This is a genomic window from Ruegeria sp. HKCCA6707 (assembly GCF_013033515.1).
Classification (GTDB): domain Bacteria; phylum Pseudomonadota; class Alphaproteobacteria; order Rhodobacterales; family Rhodobacteraceae; genus Ruegeria.
In genome coordinates this window covers 44,780-65,217 of the sequence record NZ_WQEG01000013.1, presented here as the reverse complement: position 1 = coordinate 65,217, position 20,438 = coordinate 44,780, and the positions used below count along the sequence as shown (strand labels likewise).

At 56.8% G+C, this 20,438-nt stretch carries 16 protein-coding genes; 12 read left to right on the top strand and 4 right to left on the bottom strand.

Annotated elements, in window-relative coordinates:
* Nucleotides 1-234: 234 nt before the first annotated feature.
* Genes GOW40_RS20305 through GOW40_RS20270 form a run of 8 tightly spaced genes read left to right on the top strand, consistent with a single transcriptional unit; the run spans nt 235 to nt 7,296 of the window.
* On the top strand, nt 235-1,122 hold the full coding sequence (locus tag GOW40_RS20305; RefSeq protein WP_171133643.1) for an NAD(P)-dependent oxidoreductase: 888 nt from the start codon (nt 235-237) through the stop codon (nt 1,120-1,122).
* A 6-nt stretch (nt 1,123-1,128) separates the two neighbouring features.
* Nucleotides 1,129-2,004, top strand: coding sequence for a sugar phosphate isomerase/epimerase (locus GOW40_RS20300; RefSeq protein WP_254444529.1), 876 nt, complete (start codon nt 1,129-1,131; stop codon nt 2,002-2,004).
* Nucleotides 2,005-2,012: 8 nt separating this feature from the next.
* Complete coding sequence (locus GOW40_RS20295; protein ID WP_171133644.1) at nt 2,013-3,161, top strand: Gfo/Idh/MocA family protein; 1,149 nt, start codon at nt 2,013-2,015, stop codon at nt 3,159-3,161.
* Between the two features lie 3 nt (nt 3,162-3,164).
* Nucleotides 3,165-3,824: a hypothetical protein gene (locus tag GOW40_RS20290; protein WP_171133645.1), complete on the top strand. Its 660-nt coding sequence runs from the start codon at nt 3,165-3,167 to the stop codon at nt 3,822-3,824.
* Between the two features lie 3 nt (nt 3,825-3,827).
* Nucleotides 3,828-5,012 carry a Gfo/Idh/MocA family protein gene (locus GOW40_RS20285; RefSeq protein WP_171136769.1) on the top strand — a complete coding sequence of 395 codons (1,185 nt, stop codon included), beginning with the start codon at nt 3,828-3,830 and terminating at the stop codon, nt 5,010-5,012.
* A gap of 52 nt (nt 5,013-5,064) precedes the next feature.
* On the top strand, nt 5,065-5,238 hold the full coding sequence (locus tag GOW40_RS22485; protein ID WP_171103446.1) for a Gfo/Idh/MocA family oxidoreductase: 174 nt from the start codon (nt 5,065-5,067) through the stop codon (nt 5,236-5,238).
* The gene (locus GOW40_RS20275; protein WP_217350593.1) at nt 5,235-6,437 is read left to right on the top strand and encodes a fatty acid desaturase; all 1,203 of its coding nucleotides are present in this window, start codon (nt 5,235-5,237) and stop codon (nt 6,435-6,437) included. The genes GOW40_RS22485 and GOW40_RS20275 overlap by 4 nt, the downstream gene beginning before the upstream one ends.
* A gap of 28 nt (nt 6,438-6,465) precedes the next feature.
* Nucleotides 6,466-7,296, top strand: a complete 831-nt coding sequence (locus tag GOW40_RS20270; RefSeq protein WP_171136770.1) for a 3-methyl-2-oxobutanoate hydroxymethyltransferase — start codon at nt 6,466-6,468, stop codon at nt 7,294-7,296.
* A 392-nt stretch (nt 7,297-7,688) separates the two neighbouring features.
* On the opposite strand, the gene GOW40_RS20265 is transcribed toward GOW40_RS20270, so the two are convergent.
* Nucleotides 7,689-7,970 carry a hypothetical protein gene (locus GOW40_RS20265; RefSeq protein WP_171231139.1) on the bottom strand — a complete coding sequence of 94 codons (282 nt, stop codon included), beginning with the start codon at nt 7,968-7,970 and terminating at the stop codon, nt 7,689-7,691.
* 190 nt (nt 7,971-8,160) lie between these two features.
* Between GOW40_RS20265 and GOW40_RS20260 the strand changes: the two genes are divergently transcribed.
* Entirely contained in the window at nt 8,161-9,396 is a 1,236-nt protein-coding gene (locus tag GOW40_RS20260; protein WP_171231138.1) for an adenylate/guanylate cyclase domain-containing protein, read from the top strand.
* Nucleotides 9,397-9,484: 88 nt separating this feature from the next.
* On the opposite strand, the gene GOW40_RS20255 is transcribed toward GOW40_RS20260, so the two are convergent.
* Both GOW40_RS20255 and GOW40_RS20250 read right to left on the bottom strand, forming a co-directional pair.
* A complete protein-coding gene (locus GOW40_RS20255) occupies nt 9,485-10,324 on the bottom strand; it encodes an SDR family oxidoreductase (RefSeq protein ID WP_171133649.1) in 840 nt (279 codons plus the stop codon).
* Between the two features lie 67 nt (nt 10,325-10,391).
* On the bottom strand, nt 10,392-11,276 hold the full coding sequence (locus tag GOW40_RS20250; RefSeq protein ID WP_171133650.1) for an SDR family NAD(P)-dependent oxidoreductase: 885 nt from the start codon (nt 11,274-11,276) through the stop codon (nt 10,392-10,394).
* 520 nt (nt 11,277-11,796) lie between these two features.
* On the opposite strand from GOW40_RS20250, the gene GOW40_RS20245 reads away from it, so the two are divergent.
* Complete coding sequence (locus tag GOW40_RS20245; protein WP_217352334.1) at nt 11,797-13,824, top strand: adenylate/guanylate cyclase domain-containing protein; 2,028 nt, start codon at nt 11,797-11,799, stop codon at nt 13,822-13,824.
* A gap of 173 nt (nt 13,825-13,997) precedes the next feature.
* Here the strand turns inward: GOW40_RS20245 and GOW40_RS20240 are convergent, their stop codons facing one another.
* On the bottom strand, nt 13,998-15,113 hold the full coding sequence (locus tag GOW40_RS20240; RefSeq protein ID WP_171133651.1) for an FkbM family methyltransferase: 1,116 nt from the start codon (nt 15,111-15,113) through the stop codon (nt 13,998-14,000).
* Between the two features lie 497 nt (nt 15,114-15,610).
* Here GOW40_RS20240 and GOW40_RS20235 point away from each other — a divergent pair, with 497 nt between their 5' ends.
* Nucleotides 15,611-17,089 carry a DNA polymerase Y family protein gene (locus GOW40_RS20235; RefSeq protein WP_171133682.1) on the top strand — a complete coding sequence of 493 codons (1,479 nt, stop codon included), beginning with the start codon at nt 15,611-15,613 and terminating at the stop codon, nt 17,087-17,089.
* Entirely contained in the window at nt 17,086-20,421 is a 3,336-nt protein-coding gene (locus GOW40_RS20230; RefSeq protein WP_171133652.1) for an error-prone DNA polymerase, read from the top strand. The genes GOW40_RS20235 and GOW40_RS20230 overlap by 4 nt, the downstream gene beginning before the upstream one ends.
* Nucleotides 20,422-20,438: the final 17 nt, after the last annotated feature.

The window sequence follows — 20,438 nt, the reverse complement described above, 5'->3', positions numbered from 1 at the left end:
CCGCCGGGGGCGCGATGGCCCAGGACGAACTCAGGTTTCAGACACACTTCAACGCTGAATCCACGCCGGGACAGCTGATCCTGAAATTCGTGGAACAGTTAAAACCATGAAGTAATGGCCGACCGATGAAAAATTGCCCGAATTGGTCGCTTTGGCCAGGGGTGTCTTCTGGACCGGCCAGCGCAGGGAACTGTGCATGAAACCCCAAAACCGTAGCAGAAAGGAAGTGTCGCAATGCGCGTGGGTGTCATAGGATTGGGGGATATGGGATCGGGTCTGGCAAAGAACCTGATCGCGAACGGTCATGAGGTGATCGGGCGGGATCTGAGCGCGGACCGGATGGAGGCTTTTGCACGCATGGGAGGCACGCCCGCTGTAAACGTCGCCGAAATTGGCGAATATGCGGACGCGGTCTTTGTCATGGTCATGGATGGTAATCAGGCGAAATCCGTCATCCTCGGCAAGGATGGCTTGGTCGGTTACATGCCGAAGGGCAGCGCCGTGATCTTGACTGCAACCATCAAGCCAGCCGAAGCCGTGGACATCGGTTCAGCAATGGAAGGGTCAGGAATTCATCTCATCGACAGCCCGGTCTCTGGTGGTTTCGCTGGTGCGCAGGGCGGTACGCTGACCATGATGGCTGCGGGTGAAGAGGCTGTTCTGGACCGGTTTAAGCCGGTCATGCAAGCCGTCTCGGGCACCATCCACCGGGTTGGAGACGCCCCCGGACAGGGGCAGACGGTCAAGGCTTGCCTGCAAAGTCTAATCGGCTCGGTATTCGCCGCGACTTTCGAGGCGGCGGCGTTCTGCGCCAAGGCTGGCCTGTCCGCTGATTCAGTCTGGAACGTGTTTTCGACATCCGGCGTCGGCTGCAACGTCACCAAAAGTGCTTTGGAGAACATCGTCGACGGTAAGTTTGAAGGCACGGGCAGCTCGATTACGACCATGCACAAGGACCTGACAATTTCGCTTAATCTTGCGGAACAGATCGGGATGCCGCTGCATATGGCGTCTACCGCGATGCAGATCTTCCACGCGGGAAAGACCAAGTATCCGGACGGCGATAACTGGGTTTGCACCCGCGTGATCGAGGAAATTATCGGTGCCGAATTGCGCCGCTGAGAAGGAATGAGTGAACAAATGAAACTGGGTGTCATTTGCGACGGCATCAGCCGTGATCTTGCCCATGCCGTTGACGTCATGGACGAATTCGTTCTGGAATATGCCGAACTTCAGTTCGTGGGCGAACATGAGGTTGGCGACCATTCGGCGAGCGAAATCGCCGAAATCGACAAGCTGCTGAGGGACAGGGGCAAGCCGGTCTCTTGCTTGTCGCGCCATATCTTTGCGGGCATGACAACCGCGAACCGCCCAGGCGACGCACTTCACATCAAACACATGGACGCTCTGAAGCGGGTGATCGAGATGGCGCATATCGTCGGCTCACCGCTGGTGCGGATTATGACCCAGAAGAAGGAACAGATACTCTGGGGCAAGGGCGGCGCCGAGAAGTGGAATGTGGCGCATGGCGCGTGGGACACGATGCCCCCGCTGATCGCGCCAGCCTGTGATCTGGCCCGCGCGGAAGGCGTGACGCTGGTCGTTGAAACCGGTAACGGCACGATGGTGAATTCAAACTACACCGCGCGCCGTCTGATAGACGAACTTGACGCCAAAGACGTACTCAAGGTGCTTTGGGATCCGGCCAATAATTGCTGGTGCCACGAACGCGCCTATCCGGACGGCTATCATGAGGTCCGTGATGGGTATCTCGGCCACGTTCACATCAAGGACGTGCAGGTCGACACGCCCCGGGCCACGCTCGAGGTGCGCGAATTGGGCAAGGGACAGCTTGCCGATCAGTTTCGCCCGATCGCAGAGGCCCTGCGTGCGGATGGATATGATGGCGTCATCAGCTTTGAAAGCGTCTACCACCCTGGCAATGGCAATTTCGAGAACGGGTTTCGGCAGTGTATCGGCCTGTTCAAAGAGATCTTCGGGTGAGTGACGGTATGAATAGTTTTCGTGTCGGTTTGATCGGCACCGGGCGGATCAGTGATGTTTATCTCAGGAACTGTGCCGTGTTTGACGGGCTGGAAATTGTTGCCTGTGGTTCGCTGAACATGGACGAAAGCCGCGCGAAGGCGGCAGAATTCGACGTGCCCTGCGCAAAGGAACCGGCCGCGATCATCGCCGATCCCGAGATCGACGCGATCCTCAACCTGACCATTCCGGCGGCTCATGCCGACATCAGCATCGCCGCGCTTGAGGCGGGCAAACATGTCTATTCGGAGAAACCTTTCGTCACGGATCTTGCGAATGGACGTCGCGCGTTGGAGTTGGCGCGAGACAAGGGCCTGACCGTCGGCAATGCGCCAGATACGTTTCTGGGCGGGCGCTGGCAGACGGTGCGCAAACTGCTCGACAAGGGCGTGATCGGCGCGCCGACCGGTGTCGCCGCCTTCGTGCCCACACACGGTGTCGAACGCCATCATCCAAACCCAGACTTCTACTACGCCAAAGGTGGCGGTCCGCTTCTTGATCTGGGTCCCTACTACCTGACGGCGATGGTGTTCCTTTTGGGTCCAATTCGACAAGTAGCGGCGATGGGGAAGAAAACCTTTGCAGAGCGGATGATCGAGAATGGGCCGCGCAATGGCGAGATGATGCCGGTCGAGGAAGATACCCACAGCCTGAACCTTATCGCCTTCGCAAATGGCGTTCTGGGCGAAATGATGGTCAGCTTCGATGTCTGGGAAAGCGAAACGCCGCGGTTCGAGATCTATGGCGAGGACGGCACCATATGCATTCCCGATCCCGACCCCGGCGATGGGGCCAATATCTTTCAAGGGCCGGTCTGGTATCGTACGCGAGCCGAGGCGCGTTGGACCAAACGGCCCCGACCTGACGCGCCGGCAAAGTGGTGCGTGGCAGAGAACACCCATGGCTTCAACTACGATGCGCGTGGCGTTGGCTTGTTGGAAATGGCGGACGCCGTCGCCAATGGCCGCAGCCCGCGCGCCAGCGGCGCGCTGGCTTATCACGTGACCGAGGCGATGGAGGCCATGCTGACCTCTGCACGTGAGGCCCGGTTTGTCGATGTTGCCAGCACCTGCGCGCGCCCCGAACTTCTGCCCGAAACCTTCCCGAAAGACCGCTGAAACATGCCGATCGAGACACTCGACATCGCGGAACCTTTTTTCACCATCAGGCTGATCACGGATGAGCGATCCCACCGGGTTGATGGCAAGGTCATCCTTCTGAACCTCTCTGAAAACCCAGTGCGCATCCGCAAGCAATCCCTGGGCGCGCTGCAATCGGCTGTGCTGGCCGATACGGTGGCCAAGGATGTGACCCACGCCGCTGTGATCGAACGTTTCGCGGATTATGATGACGAGGATGCGTTGATGGCGCGGGTGCGTGACACCTGGCCATCCGCCTTCGATGTGCGGCAGGAAGAGCGTCTGCGCGGCATCGGACATTACATGTCGCCAAAGACCTGGGTCGGGCAATTCGGCTTTACCCTATACCACTCCTCGACCGTGCCGTTGAATGTTGGCCTTCATCAAGAGCACGCCTTTTGTCCGGTGCCGGGCTTTCGCGAGGTGCACACGCAGATCATGGGCTTCGGCAAGATGCAGCAATGCCGTGAAAAGGATGTGGCCACGCTCTATCTGGAAGAACTTATGGCGCCAGGCACAACGCATCGCCCGATGTATGATGCCGAGGGTAATTTTCCCTGGCATCAGTTTGAAACCATCACGCCCTCGATCTTCATGGCGGTCGAAATGCTGCCCGAAGGCGCCACCCCTCCGGAGCTTTGATCCATGCCTATCCTGCCAGAGAACATAGACTTTACGGGTCCTTTCCCCAAGCAGTCCCGCCGCCTGCGTCTTGGCGTGATAGGCGGCGGGCGGATTTCGCAGACGCAGGCCATGGCGGCGCGGCTGACGGACCGCTGGGAAGTCGTGGCCGGGGCGTTGTCTTCTGACCCCGCCCGTGCCAAGGCCGCCGCAGCAGATTGGCACCTGCCCAAGGAGCGCTGTTATACCTCGTTCACCGAGATGGCTGAGGCCGAAGCCGAACGTGCCGACGGCGTCGATGCGGTGATGATCACCACGCCCAACCACCTGCACCACGATGCAGCGATAGCCTTCCTTGAGGCCGGGATCGACGTCCTTTGCGACAAACCGCTGACCAACGAAGTGTCAGAGGCCGACGCATTGGAGGATGCCACCGCCAGAACGGGATGCACTTTTGGCGTTTCCTATGTCATGTCCTGTTTCGCGATGATCCGGCAGGCACGCGAGATCGTAGCAGAAGGCGGCGTCGGAAAGATCAACCAGATCCACGTGGAATTCATGCAGGATTGGATGACGCCCGAAGACGTCGCCGAGGCGGCGCATGTCAAATGGCGGCTCGATCCCGCGAAGTCAGGTCGCACCTCTTGCGTCGGTGATATTGGCACGCACGCGGCGCATCTGGCACAGTTCGTCAGCCACTTGCCCCTGACCCATCTTCGCAGCGAATTCCATGTCTGCGGCGCGCCAAAGCCGCTGGAAGACACATTTTTTGCATGGGCACGCTACGCCGACGACGTACCCGGCACATTGATGGCTACGCGCCTTGCCCCAGGCAATCGCGGCGGATTGCGGCTCCGCATTTTCGGCTCAGAGGGTGGGCTGGAATGGGATCTGGAACAATCCGAGTATCTCAAACACGCCCGGTTCGGAGAGCCTGACCGCATTCTCAGCCGCGGCCATGGCCACGGCGTGTCACCCAGAACCGAACGTCTGATCCGCACGGGTCGTGGCTTCCCCGAAGGGCTGATCGAAGCCTGGGGAAATCTATATACAGAGTTCGCACTGGCCACCGCTGCCCGACGTGACAAGATAAAGGTGCCGGACACCTGGCTGGACATGCCGCGCGTGGCCGATGGCGCCACTGGTGTCCGGTTCATCGACGCGACGGTTCGCTCGAATGAAAAGGGAGGCGCATGGGTGAAGGTTTAGTCACGTCCGGTCTGATTGCAGGAGCAATGGCAAATGGAAGAAAGTGCGTGAGATGAAATTCGCAATCGCAGGTGCAGGCGTGATCGGAGCAATTCACGCCCAGCCCATTCTCGATAACCCTCGTGCTGATCTCACCGCCGTGTGCGACGTTGATCCGGGCACTGCAAGGCGCCTTGCCGAAGCCTGCAAATGTTCTGTCAACGACAACCGACCCGTTTCACTATGATCCTCCGGGAATCCCATCCCAATGCATCGCCCACCAAGCAAGAAGGTGAAGACATGCCCTATCAGCCGCTCTCTGAAGTAAGAGATACACTGAACCCGCAATGGTATCGCTCCAAGATTCGGCCCGAGCGCTTCCGTGAATTGTCCAAGCGCGATGACAGGAAAGGCTGGGTGCAAGCCGGAGGGCATTTCGCCCTGTTCTGCCTTACGGGTACAGCGGTTTACCTGACATGGGCCCAAGGTTGGTGGCTTTTGTTTCTGATCGCGCTTTTCGCGCATGGCACGATTGCCTCGTTCTTCCGCGGAACTTCCGTGCACGAGCTAGGCCACAGAACGGTATTTCAAAGCAAGCGGCTAAACGATGTCTTCCTTTACCTTTTCAGCATGATCAGTTGGTGGAACCCGTTCGACTATGCCGCCAGCCACACCTATCACCACCGCTACACGCTGCATCCCGAAGGCGATCGAGAGGTGCTGCTGCCGATCCATCCAAATGTTGGCCGAACATTCCTGTTGCAGATGTTCACACTGAATCTTTTGACCCAACCGGGACGCACTTTCGGCAAGGGTGGCGTTTTGTCGACCATCTGGATGACGATGCTGGATGCAGTTGGCAAGCTGCCTTCGATCGATGTTCCGGCGAACGAATGGCTTCATGCGCTGCATGAAGATCAACCCGACCAAGCCCGAAAATCCATGCGTTGGTCACGCATCCAGTTGGTGTTTCATGGCTTTGTTCTGGTGCTGGCGATTGCCACCGGCCAATGGGTCTTGCCGCTGATCCTGACACTTCCAAGTTATATCGCCAACTGGCTGAGTTACTTTCTCGGGCTGACTCAGCATTGCGGACTGACCGCAGCAACAACTGACTTCCGCAAGAACACTCGCTCCATCCGCCTGCCGAAATTCGTCGAGTTCCTCTACTGGCACATGAATTGGCACACCGAACATCACATGTACGCCGGTGTGCCCTGCTACAACCTGCCGCTCTTGGCCGAGGAGATCAAAGCCGACATGCCGGAACCGCGCACGCTGCGCGGGGCATGGCGCGAAATGCTCGACACTTGGAAGCGCCAGAAGACCGACCCCGACTATGCGTTCGACACACCCCTTCCCGCGACGGCCAAGACAACGCGACGCCAGGCGGCAGGGGACGACGAAAAGTCCATAGGTGATCTGGCCCCAAAGGGGCTGGCATAGCGCAGGCAATTGAACAGGGGAAATGCGGATGAAACGGATCTACGACTGGGACGCGAAGTTTAGCTTGCGCAACTATACCGCCGCCGATCTGCGGGCGCTGAAGGGCATCCGGAAACTCACCCAAACCACCGCCAATACCGAGGAAGAGGCCGCCGCAGCCGCCGATGCCGGCGTCGACCTCGTCATGGGCAATGCGGTCAACGCCGAGGCCGTCCGTCGCGGCGCACCAAATCACTTCTACACCGCCGCGATCCCGATGCCGGATCACCCGACGGAGAAGGATGTGCTGAAGGCTGCCTTTCTAGCCATGAAACAGGGTGCAGATTCAGTCTATACCGCGCGCGGCCCGCATATAGTTGAGATGTTGGCGCGCGAGCAGATCCCTGTCATGTGCCATCTCGGCCTTGTTCCGCGCCGGTCGACCTGGAACGGCGGCCTGCGCGCCATTGGCAAGACAGCGGACGAGGCGATGGCGCTTTGGCAATCTTTTCGCGACATGGAAAACGCCGGCGCATTCTCTGTTGAGGCAGAGGTCATTTGCGACCGCGTGATGGCCGAGATCAGCAAGCGCACCACGTTGGTTACGTCGTCGCTGGGATCAGGCGCTGGTGCCGATATCATCTATCTGTTCCAGAATGACATCTGCGGTGAACAACCCGAAAGCCCGCGCCACGCCCGCGCGTTTGGTAACCTTCACCGGTTGCAAGAACAGATCCGAACCGAGCGTCGGGCGGCACTTACCGCGTTCCACCAAGCTGCCACATCCGGCGACTACCCTGCCTTCGCCGAAACTGCAGCGATCGCAGACGATGAATTTGACAAGTTCTCGGCCATGTTAGGAAAGATTGACGGCACCTAGCCATCGTATGTGGAGGTGATGCCCGATTTCGCGGATCCAGCTTATGCCCAGTTTCCACATTTTCGCAGACCTCGCAGCGTGTGCGGTGATTTTGGGCAGCGATCAGGTTTAGTGGTCCATCAGAACCGCGTCGCAAGTACAGTTTCGATCCTGGTCAAATCCACGACCGTTAATATCCGGTCTTGAGACATCCGCCGCGAAGCAGCAACTTGGGCGCTATAAATACCAGCGAATGCTGCATCAGCAATATCGGCGACTGCAGCAGTCCGCTTCGTCCTTGAGACGGACATAGCTTCAATTTTAGCCACCAACTGCTCTCTGATTTAAGCAGCCTTTCGCGGCCGGAACTTCGAAAATACCTCCGCAAACGTCGGCCACCCGCATCATACCAGTCATCTGAAAGAAACCGTCGTTAAACCGAGTCGCCGACGCTCGCATTTGTAACTCCTGTCGAAACAAAGTGCGTAGCGCTGCGTTGCGGTTAGAATGAAGAAGCCAAGCGCGCCACCGGGAACGGTGCGAATTGTTGGGTGAAAACCGTAGCAGGCCCCATGTGTAACGGACAACAACCCAGTCGAACCCGAAATCAGGGACAATCCGACCGCAGCAGCTAAATTAACCAGCCAGAGTTCGAATGTCATTTCTCTTTCCAGAATCTCATACGAAAACGCCATGCGCCGATACGAGTTCAAAAGCCTTTGCAGGAGTGAGACAAACCGAGTCGGTATGAGGATTACTCAAACGTCGGAGCGCGCATAACGACCGCTTTGGGTTACAAGAGCAGTGGGAGAATTGAATTTGATGTGTCGTTGAAGTGAACTAGACTGCCATCTATCAGTTCAGCTAGCTCACTAAGAGGACATCATGGCAGCTCCTTTAGTCCAAAACTGGGAACTGACCGCCGCCATACAGGACATAGCAGATTGGCTTGTTCAACAGGGCTTAGAGAATGCGCCGGTCGAGATCTGGCTGGAAGCATTCTGCAAGCGTCTTGTATCGGCAGGGATTCCGCTGCAAAGAGCTAACATTACCGTGCGCGCTCATCATCCCGAGATTGGGACGGTCGCTTTCCGCTGGCACAGGGATGGGGGAAATCAGCGAGAGGATTTTGCCCGAAGATCGGATGCACCTGAACAATATATCCAAAGCCCGATTTACTATCTTTTGGTAAACAACGTCGAAGAGATCAGACAAGATCTGACAGCCGAAGAACCCGAGCTTAACTTTCCAATCTTTGATGAACTTCGCGAGCGCGGTGCCACAGACTACTTCGCTGTTAAACGCTTTTTCCTGTTACAGGATAATGCTACGCCTGTTGACCCAATGCAGGCCGAGGAAGGGGCCATAATTTCACTGACGACTGACGCGAGCGGGGGCTTCACAAGTCAACAACTTGACGGTTTGCGTCAACTCATATCTCCACTTTGCCTGACGCTGAAATGTGGTGCGAACAGGCTGATGGCTGAGGACATTACCGCCGCTTACCTGGGCAAGGACGCGAGTAAGCGTGTGCTTTCAGGGGACATCACCAGAGGTTCATCGGAAACGATTTCGGCGGTGATTTGGTACTTTGATCTACGAGGGTTTACCAAGTTGTCAGAGGCGCTTCCGGGGCATTCAATCATTGAATTGTTAAACGACTACTTCGCGGAAGCTGTTGACGTCGTTGAACGCCATGGCGGTAACGTTCTGAAGTTCATGGGAGATGGAATGCTTGCCATCTTCGATATCAATCAAGTTCCGGACGCGCGCCGCGTCGCAATTCACGCGGCAGCGGAGTTGCGAGATACCTTTGACGAACTCAACCAACGACGGCAAGCGGATGGGTTGCCAACGACCGGCTTCACTCTTTCGTTGCACGCAGGTGATGTTCTTTATGGCAATATTGGCGGTCGGTCTCGCCTGGATTTCACAGTGGTTGGCCCGGCAGTGAATACGACTTCCCGCATTCTTGGCATGTGCAGCGCGCTCGATCAGAACATTGTTGTTTCCGACAAAGTGGCCGGCGACTTGGTGGGCTCCATTCCAAGTCTTGTTTCCCTGGGGCAATACAGATTGCGCGGTGTTGCTGAAAGGCAGGAGCTGTTTACGATAGATTAAACGCGAATTGAAAGGTGCCGCCTAACCAGAAGGACCCTCGGACAGTTTTGAATATTTACTTGTCCGAGGCGGTGGACTGTTACGACGTTCAGTCAGCCTTCGCCATAAACGCCTCGAAAGCCTCCTTATAGTCTGGATGCCATCGGCTTAGTGCGGGGCGATTTTCGACGACGTCTCCGACACTCCAGGCAATGCGTTTCTCATCGATATCTCGTGAGACATCATTGTCGGGGCAGAGGATGTAAAAGTCCCCTCGGTTCACGCTGTCGACAAAGAAGTCGACCGTCTGCTCTGCGGTCCAAGCGGAGGCAGGTTTTTCAGGCAGGGAGATCATACCAGTATAAACAAAGCCAGGCACAAGGAGATGCGCTGTGATCTGATGGCCGGGGCCGTTTCTCAGCTCATGTGATAGCGCCTCGGTGAATGCTTTCAGAGCCGCTTTGGAGACGTTGTATGCAGGGTTACCCGGCGGTGTGGTGATACCTTGCTTGGACCCTGTATTGATTATTGCACCTGGTCTGTTTCGCGCGATCATTTTTGGTGCGAATACCTGAGTGCCGTGGATCGGACCCCAAAGGTTCACGCCCAGCATCTTTTCCCACGCCGTGGGGTCCCCAATGGTCGATGATTTACCACCGACACCCGCGTTGTTCATTAAGATGTCTGTTCCGCCATAGCGGTCTGCTACCATCCGTTCCAACGCTTCTAACTGCGCGCGATCATTGACATCTGTCTCAGACGTCATCACATCGGCCGCACCGGCGGCAGACACCGTGTTTGCCGCGGTCTCTAGTTTCTCAGTGTCTTGATCAACAATAGCAATGCGCATGCCCATCTGAGCGAACTTCACTGCGGCAGCGAGGCCGATGCCGGAGGCACCCCCGGTGATCACGGCCACAGAGTCTGAGGTAAATGCGGGGTGTGTCATCGGCTAGGCTCCTCCTATGCCCGTGTTGGATCGACAGGCCCGGAATACCCCAGACCTGCCATAGTTATTAGGCCGCGTTGGCAACGTTAGTCTTGAGCTTCATCATACCTTCCATACCATAGGCGGTGAAGAGCACCTCGGTAGCCTTTTCCGCTTGCTTGTTCATCGAAATGACGGGGTCTGCCATGCCGCTCTTGTCCACTTCATTTCGGAACCGCCGCTGTCCAGGCGTGGCATGGATCACCCCAAGCACTGCGTCTGACACGATCTGCGGAACCTGTAGCGGGTTGTTGGCCAGGGATTCCCCCATGCTTTGCAGCATGGCCTCGGGCGCTCCGGCAAATTCGCCATAGCTTGCATCCCGATCACGCGAAGACGGCTGAATGAGGTTGGTGAAGAAGTTCGTCGGAAAGCCACCGGGCTCGATGACGGCGACATCAACGCCAAACTGGCTCAACTCCCAGCGGTAATTTTCGCTGAGCGCCTCCACCGCCCATTTCGCCGCGTTGTAAGGGCCGAGGAAGGGGACCGTCACGCGACCAAGAAGGCTAGTGACGTTCAATATCAGCCCGGATTGCCGCGCTCGCATCTTGGGAAGGACGGCGCGGGTCATTCGCTGCACTCCGACGACATTGACGTCGAAAACGCGCTGGAAATCGTCGCCAGAAAAGTTCTCTTGCAGACCGTGTGCGCCAGCCCCAGCGTTTTTGACCAACACGTCGAATTGCCCGAGCGTGGCTTTTACCGAGACCACGCCCGCTTCGACAGAAGCATCGTCTGTCACGTCGATTTCGACAACCTCTACGCCGAGATTGAGCAGGGTCTGCGCGGCCTCCTTGTTGCGTCCTGCGGGATCGCGCACCGTCCCGGCAACGCGATGCCCGGCCTTGACCAAATCCGCCACAATCAGATTTCCAAATCCGCTGCTTACCCAAGCACGTCTCGCGCTCATATTCGGTTTATCTGACATTCCGCCCGGGCTCGCGGCGCATCGCACGAGTGGACGCTGTCGCCTCGCTTGCAGAGGAACTGGTTCCGAAACTCCTTTCTGGCGGTTCGACTTAGGATCTTCGCCGCAAAGAATCACGGACTCGTGGACGGACCTCTGCGCAACAACTTCCCACGAAGACTAGAACTGGCCTCCAAGATCAGGCAACACTGCATGTGACCTGCGATTGACTTGAAAGGTTTGAACGAGCGCTTGCAGCGAATGACAGCTATTCAGGCTGCGTTCGAAGCATTTTTTGCGGTTGGTAAAAGGCGGGAATAGGCCGGACCATCACCTTGGCGAAACATCCGAAACACCTCGAAAATCAGATACAGCAGATAATGACTAGGTCTCCGCTTCGACAAAATCCTCGGTTTGAACCTAACAGATACGTGAGAATACGGGGTTTGATCTATGAAAGCTTTGCTCTCCTGACAGTCTCAATTCAATATTGAAGCAATTGACTTTTCTATCGGAGACTTACTTGCGATTCAGCGTGGGCATAGCTGTGTCAATTCTGGTGGCCGTGTCCATCGGAGTATCGACGGTTATCGTGCATTCCTTGTGGTGGACAACAGCGCGCGACAACAGCCGTATGCTAGCGGCTGAGATCAATAGCCAGATTGCGAACACCGTCCGTATCGAGGTGGGCGTGACCCTCAGGTCGGCAGAAGCCGCCTGGGCAGCCGTTCGCACTATCTTTGTTCAGAACGTTATCGCGACACGGCAGGCCGACAAGCGAGAGTTTGTTTTTTTGTCACAATTGCAGGCGCAGCCGAATATCTCATGGATTTTCTTCGGCTGGCCCGATGGAAATTTTTTTGCGTCACATCGCTTGGGTGACGGTGGGCTTGAGATGATTGAAATCGATGAGGATATCCGGGATCGAATGCTAAGGAAGGACCGATACATCTTCATTCCCGGTGACATCCAATTTGAAGAGCGGACCTTTACTGAAACATCCTATGATCCGCGCGAACATGCTTGGTTTGAAAACTTCATGGGGCTCAACTCTGCCGGGTGGATCGAAGCGAGAGATCTTCCAGAGAGAGACAAAACCATCTACGCCTTTGCCGGTCCGATAGATGTTAACCGAACGCGGCAAGGGGTTTTGGCGGTGGCGATCGAAACTGACCGATTGTCACGCTTTCTCGCCACGCTTGCACCGGGTGAGTTTGGTGCGGCGTTTATTCTGAACGCCGACGGAAAAGTCATAGCGGTTCCTGATGCAGAAGCGGATGAAACTACACCGGCACGCATGGGCGAGGGTAAGCTTTATGAAGCCGCCATGATCTCAGGCGAGAGGCTATTGGCTGAACCCCAAACGAATACTCCGGGCACTTTGACGAAACGTATCGTCGTCGACGGGGTGCCTTATGCGGTAGCGCTGACGCCGCTGGGGTTTTACGGCTGGCGCGTTGCCACGGTCATTCCTGAAGCGGCCTTTCTTTCGGGTATCGATGAAACGCTTATCAACCTTGTTTACGTGCTGATCGTTGTAGTGGTCCTCGCAAGCGGGCTGGCCATCTGGTTGATCCGCAGGGTTGTGGCAAATCCGTTGGCGCGCATTGCTGAAGACCTTGGTAGCATTGAACGCTTTGATGTCGAACGGATCGAGCGTAGGCCTTCCAAACTGTCTGAGCTTGAAAATCTCTCGGCGGCGACCGCAAGCATGGCTGCAGGTCTGTCTGCATTCCGAAAGTATGTACCGACCGATCTGGTGCGCATGCTGGTTGCCGAAGGCATCAAGACGCAGCCTGGTGGGGACATAAAGCGAATATCGGTGCTGTTTTGCGATGTCGCTGGCTTCACGGGAATGTCAGAAAAACTCGGTCCTAATGTCGTCCAATTGATGGAACCTTTTTTCAGCGCAGCCGCTTCGGCCATTACTCACAACGGTGGGACGATTGATAAATTCATTGGCGATGCAGTGATGGCATTTTGGGGCGCACCACGAAACGATTCCAACCACGCTGAACATGCCTGCCGCGCAGCGTTGGACCTTGTCGCTTCCGTGGACGCGTCCGGAATTGAAGATGAGGCGGGCAACCCGCTGCGCGTCAGGATAGGGCTGAACAGCGGTGAGGCTCTGGTCGGAAACATCGGTTCAGAACAGCGTCTGAATTACACTGCGATTGGTGATGTCGTGAACGTTGCCAGCCGATTGGAAGGGTCCAACAAAGACTATGGCACGCTGATCCTGATCGGGCCGGAGACGAGACGTCAGGCGGCCGACTCGATAGTGGTTCGCGAACTGGACACACTTAACTTGTCAGGGCGCACCGAAGAAATAGTCGTTTATGAACTGTTCGCGATGCGAGATGCGCTTGATGGACCCATTGCTTGGATTAACGCTTACGAGCAGGGACTTGCACACTACCGGGCCGGGCAGTTGCAAAAGGCTATTGCTGCATTTGAGGCGGCAGACCAGGCCCGAAACGGGGATCCGGCCTCAGTCGCAATGAAAGCCCGCGCCCAAAGCCTATTGGACAGGTCACTGGCAGAGGATTGACGTGCCGTGACGAGATCCAAGAAATAGTAACAGACTTCTTGAACCGCTCATTCGCATTTTGCAGCGCCCGCATCAGCGACAAGTGAGGCCTGTTGATTTCGCCAAAATCTCGGCGTTCGCGGCTACAAACTTAGATACTGTATCGGCCCAAGGCCAAAATGTTCGACATACCTTTAGACGTTGGTCTTCTTACGCCTGATAAACTTGTCGGCGTGTTTCCAAGGATATCTTATGACATGGGCGAGTTTTCTGCGATACGTGTCGCGCTCTGCCAGCGCGATGTCCCGTTCGGCAAAAGCAGCGTTTCGCTCTGACAGTGCTACGTCTCGTTCACGAATGAACTTTTCCTTTTCCGATTTCAGTTTTTCAATAACCAAGTTGGAGCGTTCCTCAAGCAGTTGCGCCTCTTCTTGGAACTGCCAACTTGATCTAACCTCGAGCATCTGCAACGACTCTTTCTCGGATGGGGGTCTGCCACGAAAGAAATCGTCAAGAAAAACGGGTGGTTTGGTTCGGACGTTGCTGCGAATATCTAACGGATGAGGCAATTCTACTTCGAAACGGTCCTTTCTCTCGAAGCGGTCGTCCCGAAGAAAGGTGAGTTCCAACAAGGGTGGTACGTAGATTTCCAGGTCAGGAATATGGAACGGCCTAAAGTAGTTGTTCGGATGGGCATGGACGCATGTGTGATATTGATTTAAGCGCTCGAAGAACGGCAATAGCACTGCATCTAGAATGGCATCATTCACCATTTGGTCCAGCCCGTGCACTTCGATCACAATGATGCGGAATCTTTTCAGAGTTTCGTCGCTGCAAGCGAGTAGGTTTCGATACTCTGCGCCTTCGATATCAATCTGCAACATAAGATCGTCGCCGGAATTAGGTTGATGCCGAGCGACCCAATCGTCAAGGCTAATGCTGTTTTCTGTTCCGTCGACGTCAAGCCAGAGCTTCTCAAAGCTTTGCTTTCCTTTGACTAACGGAGTTCGGATGCTGTCAGCTTCATTGGCACCGTCGTACATGAATGCGCTTATTTCATATTGGTGTGTAAGGACGTCCTCGAAGTCTTTGAAATTATTTGTACCTGGAGAAAAACAGGCAGTAATGCCGGTTAAGTCGTCTGGCACGATGTATGTTCCGTCTTGGCCCGGACCGATACGAATTAGGGGGACTGGCGCAGGTTGGGGGCAGAGCTTGCGTAGCAGTTTCAGTTGATCGATGGACGAGGACCGTTTGCCGGATTCTGGCAGATCTATCCCAAAGAAATTTGAACTATGTTTGTCTTGCATTGCCCGCGACTTACTGATTTCTGCCTTTTGTCACTACTATGGTGTGATTATTTTGGGAACTGTGAAAGTGCGCCGAGCGCTCGTTTGCTGCCAAAGTCACTGTGACCTATTTCTCTTGAAGCTTTTGCAAGTTTAACGAAGCGTCGCTTTTTGCCTTTAGACCTTTGGCCGCAAGGATTTAAGGTCGCGCCGGGAGAATTGTCTTCACGTTGTCAGCCCCTCAGGGCGAATTGGATCGCGACCATGTTCGAGATTGGTTCAAGGATCGCCGTGCATGATCGCGTTGGGTATCGCGTCCTGTCGGTGTCTGTTCTTGGGAATTCTTCAAGTCTTTCTAATCTGGGTTTGATCTTCGGGTTTGGGGTCGCACTTCGCCTCTCAATATTCCGCTGAAGACCGATAATAAGACCGCTTAGAATAAGAGAGTAACGTCAGGGACTCGACTCTTCGACGATGGAAATCTAAAAAGAACAAATAGCGAACAAATGGTACTTGGTATGATCGATGGCGAAGGGCGTCGTATTGTTTCTTTGTGGTTTTCTCGCTTGGCGAGTGACCGGGTTCTGCGCGCATGTCCTGTAGAGGGGCCGTTCGTTCTGACGGCGAAACTGCAAAACGCCAACAGGATTTATTGCTTGAACACAGCCGCGCTGAAAGAAGGGCTGCATCCGGGCATGTCGTATGCGGATGCGCGCGCGTTTTGTCCCGATCTGCAAAGCCGTGTGGCAGAGCCCGAGCAGGATCAGAGGTTTTTGCGCAGTCTGTGCCGTTGGGCCACGCGGTATTGCCCGTGGGTTGGGTTGGAAGGTGAGGACGGGCTGGTGATGGATATCACCGGGTCGGCCCATCTGTTTGGTGGCGAAGAGGCAATGCTGGCCGATATGCGCAGCCGTCTGATGCGGGTTGGCATTTCGGTGCAGATTGGTCTGGCTGATACGCGCGGCGCGGCCTGGGCGCTGGCGCATTACGGGGAAGGCATTGCACCGCGCGGTGATACGCTGAAGGCCTTGAGAGCTCTGCCCGTGGCCGGTTTGCGGTTGGAGGAGCAGATGTCTGTTGCCTTGCAGCGTTTGGGGTTGCGCTGCATCGGTGATCTGGCGCAGGCGGCACGCGGACCGCTGACGCGGCGGTTTGGTCCGGGTCTTTTGCTGCGGCTGGATCAGGCTTTGGGTGCACAGCCCGAAGAGATTTCACCGCAATCGGACCCGCCGCATTACGCCGTGCGCTTAACACTCCCCGAGCCGATTGGTCTGATTGACGATGTGATGGCAGGTACACAGAGGCTGTTGGAGCAGCTTTGCACCAAGCTGAACACGCAAAACATGGGCGCGCGCAGGTTATGTATGAGTTTGCGCCGGGTGGATCAGGGGCAACAACAGGTCGAACTGCGTCTGGCCCGCCCGCTGCGCGATCCCAAGCGTATCCTGCCTTTGTTCCAGCGTGGATTGTCTGAGATCGACGCGGGCTTTGGTATTGATATGTTGCGGCTTGAGGCCACACAGGTCGAGCCTCTGCCGGTCCAGCAAATGAACCATGTTTCGGATGGCGGGAAAGATAAGCTGGATGATCTGACGTCACGCCTTGGAACGCGGATTGGATTGGAAAACATCCAGCGTTTTCTGCCGGCGGACAGCCATATCCCCGAGCGCAGTTTCATTATATCCCCTGCGGCTTATTCGGATCCTGCCGAGACTGGGTTTGGTGCGCAGCCGCGCCCGCTCAGCCTGTTTCCTCCTGAACCGATCGCGGGATCAGGCGCGCGTCCGCCTGCGCGCTTTCGGTGGCGGCGCATGGCACTGACCACCCAGCGGGTAACCGGGCCTGAACGGATCGCGCCGGAATGGTGGCTTGAGGATGACAACTGGCGCTCGGGGATGCGCGATTACTGGCGGGTCGAAACGCGGCAAGGGCGCCGATTGTGGTTGTTTTATACGCCGCAAAACCCCGGCTGGTTCGTACAGGGGGAATTTGCATGACCGACGTCAATCGCACGCGTGTGCAGGACTATGCCGAGCTATGCGTCACCACGAATTTCACCTTCCTGACTGGGGCGTCCCATCCAGAAGAACTGGTGCTGCGCGCCGCAGAGCTTGGCCTGTCGGCCCTTGCAATCACCGATCAAAACTCTTTGGCGGGGGTTGTGCGCGCCTGGAGTGCTTTGAAACAGCTCAAACAGGAAACGCAAGACGTTTTGAAAATCCGGTCTCACCAGCAGGTGGATTCATCCTCGCGCCAGGATGTCGGGCACCACAGGCCGCTGGAAAACCCCAAGGCGCAACGGCTGCCGAAATTGATCGTGGGGTGCCGTCTTGTCTTGCAAGACAGTTCGGTGGACTGGATCGCTTTGCCGCGTGATCGGGCGGCTTATAAACGGCTGACGCGCCTGCTGACACTGGGCAAGAAGCGGGCGGAAAAGGGCGAATGCCTGCTTTACACACAGGATATGGTGCCAGCCTGCAGGGGGATGATCCTGATTGCCGCGCCCGGGGCAAAGTTGGGCGCCGCGACCGCAGATATTCAAAAGCTGGCCCGCCATTTTCCGGGGCACGTCTTTCTGGGGGCTGCTCCGCGTTATGATGGCAGTGACCAAGCCTATCTGGCGGCCTGCGCCCAATTGGCCCGGCGAAGCTCGGCCCCGATGGTGGCTTTGGGGGATGTGATCATGCACCGCGCCAGTCGCCGGCAGTTGGCGGATGTGCTGACCTGTATACGTGAACATATCACGATTGATCAGATCGGCACCCGCGCCTTGCCCAATGGCGAGCGCCGTCTGAAGGCGGGCTCTGATATGGCGCGGATCTTTCGCGCGCATCCGGCTGCCCTGCGCCGGACAGTAGAAATTGCAGATAGATGCAGCTTTGATCTGGGCGAGCTTTCCTATGAATACCCGCATGAAGAAACGGTAACGGAAACACCGCAAGAGCGTTTGGAACGGCTTGCACAGGAAGGGCTAAGGCGCCGCTATCCCAAAGGCCCGCCCCCCCGGGCACTTGAGCTGATGGAAAAAGAGCTGGCCGTTGTCAAAGAGCTGAACTTTCCGGCCTATTTCCTGACCGTGCATGACATTGTGCAATTCGCAAGGTCCCAGGACATCCTGTGCCAGGGGCGGGGGTCTGCTGCCAATTCGATCCTCTGTTACCTTCTGGGGATCACCGATGTCAGCCCGGACATGATCGCCATGGTGTTTGAGCGTTTCGTCTCGAAATACCGAGGTGAGCCGCCGGATATCGATGTGGATTTCGAACATGAACGGCGTGAAGAGGTGATCCAGTGGATTTATGAGAAATACGGTCGCCACCGCGCCGGGCTGTGCGCCACCGTGATCCATTTCCGCACTCGTGCCGCCATTCGAGAGGTTGGCAAGGTGATGGGCTTGTCTCAGGATGTCACCGCCGGTCTGACCAGCCAAATCTGGGGGATGAGCAATGGCGGCGTGGATATGGACCGTATCCGCGAGCTTGGTTTGGATCCAAGTGACCGCCGCCTGATGCAGACCATTCGCCTGATCGGCGAGATCATCGGCTTCCCGCGTCACCTGTCGCAGCATGTGGGTGGTTTTGTCATCACCCAGGGGCGGTTGGACGAACTGGCCCCCATTGAAAACGCGGCGATGGAAGATCGCACCGTCATCTGCTGGGACAAGGATGACATTGATGCCTTGGGCATTCTCAAGGTGGATGTGCTGGGGCTGGGGATGCTCAGCTGTATTCGCAAATCCTTTGCGTTGATGCAGCAGCACGAAAACATAACCCACAGCATCGCCACGGTCCCGCAAGGAGATCGTGCGACCTATGACATGCTCTGCCGGGCCGATGCGGTTGGGGTCTTTCAGGTGGAAAGCCGGGCACAGATGAATTTCCTGCCCCGGATGCGACCGCGTGAGTTCTATGATCTGGTGATCGAGGTCGCCATTGTCCGCCCGGGTCCGATCCAGGGTGATATGGTGCAGCCCTATATTCGCCGTCGCAACGGGCTGGAACAGGTTGAGCCCTTTGGTCCGGCGCTGGAAGAGGTGACCCGGCGCACTTTGGGCGTGCCGCTGTTTCAGGAACAGGCCTTGCAAATCGCCGTCGTCGGCGCCGGGTTTTCCGCTGAAGAGGCGGATCATTTGCGCCGCTCGCTCGCGTCCTTCCGGCGCATGGGCACAATCGGGACACATCGTGACAAGTTCATCAAAGGTATGCTGGATAACGGCTATCCTCTGGAAGTGGCCGAGCGCTGTTTTGGTCAGATCGAAGGGTTCGCGGATTATGGTTTTCCCGAAAGTCACGCCGCCGCCTTTGCCATGCTGGCCTATGTGTCGGCCTGGTTGAAATGCCACCACCCGGCGATTTTTGCCTGTGCCTTGCTCAATTCCCAGCCGATGGGGTTTTACGCGCCTGCCCAGATTGTGCGGGATGTCCGCGAACATGGGGTCGAAACCCGTCCGATCTGCGTGAACCATTCCCAATGGGACAACACGCTGGAGCGCCGCCCCGATGGCGCCTTGGCCCTGCGGCTTGGATTTCGCCAAATTAAAGGGTTCAAAGAAGAAGACGCCGAATGGATTGTGGCCGCGCGCGGCAATGGCTATCCCGACCCCGAGGCGCTTTGGCTGCGCGCCGGGGTACGTCCTGCGGTGCTGACACATCTGGCCGAGGCGGATGCGTTTGCAGATATGGGCCTGACACGTCGCGATGCGCTGTGGCAGGTGAAGGCCATTCAAAGCCCGGCGCCATTGCCCTTGTTCAATGACCCCATTGATGGCGAGGCGATTCAGGAACCGGATGTGCAACTGCCCGCCATGCATCTGGGGGAAGAGGTGGTGGAAGACTATGTCTCGACCCGGCTAACCTTGCGTGCCCACCCGATGGAACTGTTGCGCCCTGCGATCCCCGGCCTTGTGACACATGCATCCCTGCCCGAGATTGCCTTGGGGCGCCACAGTGTGTGTGGCCTGGTGATCACGCGACAACGGCCCGGCACTGCGTCGGGCGTGATTTTCCTGACCCTTGAGGATGAAACAGGGGTCAGCAATGTGGTGGTCTGGCAGCAGATCTATCAACGGTTCCGCCGGGCGGTGATGGGCGCGCGCCTGCTGCGCGTGACGGGGTATCTGCAACGCGAGGGGATCGTGACCCATCTGATCGCGCAAGAGATCGAAGATCTCTCGCATAAGCTGTCAGAGCTGGGCCATCCGCAGCCCGAAGCGCTGACCACCGAAGGACCAAGGGCCGACGACACCCCCAAGACAGCGCGCTACCCCAGCCGCGCCATGCATCCGCGCGATCAGGCCAAACGATTGTTCCCCAGCCGTGATTTCCACTGACAGCAAGGGTCCGGGGC

Coding starts and splice junctions, on each gene's coding strand:
- GOW40_RS20250 (WP_171133650.1), bottom strand. CDS start 11,276: ATGAGCGCGAGACGTGCTTGGGTAAGCAGCGGATTTGGAAATCTGATT.
- GOW40_RS20230 (WP_171133652.1), top strand. CDS start 17,086: ATGACCGACGTCAATCGCACGCGTGTGCAGGACTATGCCGAGCTATGC.
- GOW40_RS20300 (WP_254444529.1), top strand. CDS start 1,129: ATGAGTGAACAAATGAAACTGGGTGTCATTTGCGACGGCATCAGCCGT.
- GOW40_RS20260 (WP_171231138.1), top strand. CDS start 8,161: ATGGCAGCTCCTTTAGTCCAAAACTGGGAACTGACCGCCGCCATACAG.
- GOW40_RS20275 (WP_217350593.1), top strand. CDS start 5,235: ATGATCCTCCGGGAATCCCATCCCAATGCATCGCCCACCAAGCAAGAA.
- GOW40_RS20285 (WP_171136769.1), top strand. CDS start 3,828: ATGCCTATCCTGCCAGAGAACATAGACTTTACGGGTCCTTTCCCCAAG.
- GOW40_RS20255 (WP_171133649.1), bottom strand. CDS start 10,324: ATGACACACCCCGCATTTACCTCAGACTCTGTGGCCGTGATCACCGGG.
- GOW40_RS20270 (WP_171136770.1), top strand. CDS start 6,466: ATGAAACGGATCTACGACTGGGACGCGAAGTTTAGCTTGCGCAACTAT.
- GOW40_RS20305 (WP_171133643.1), top strand. CDS start 235: ATGCGCGTGGGTGTCATAGGATTGGGGGATATGGGATCGGGTCTGGCA.
- GOW40_RS20265 (WP_171231139.1), bottom strand. CDS start 7,970: ATGGCGTTTTCGTATGAGATTCTGGAAAGAGAAATGACATTCGAACTC.
- GOW40_RS20290 (WP_171133645.1), top strand. CDS start 3,165: ATGCCGATCGAGACACTCGACATCGCGGAACCTTTTTTCACCATCAGG.
- GOW40_RS22485 (WP_171103446.1), top strand. CDS start 5,065: ATGAAATTCGCAATCGCAGGTGCAGGCGTGATCGGAGCAATTCACGCC.
- GOW40_RS20235 (WP_171133682.1), top strand. CDS start 15,611: ATGATCGATGGCGAAGGGCGTCGTATTGTTTCTTTGTGGTTTTCTCGC.
- GOW40_RS20295 (WP_171133644.1), top strand. CDS start 2,013: ATGAATAGTTTTCGTGTCGGTTTGATCGGCACCGGGCGGATCAGTGAT.
- GOW40_RS20240 (WP_171133651.1), bottom strand. CDS start 15,113: ATGCAAGACAAACATAGTTCAAATTTCTTTGGGATAGATCTGCCAGAA.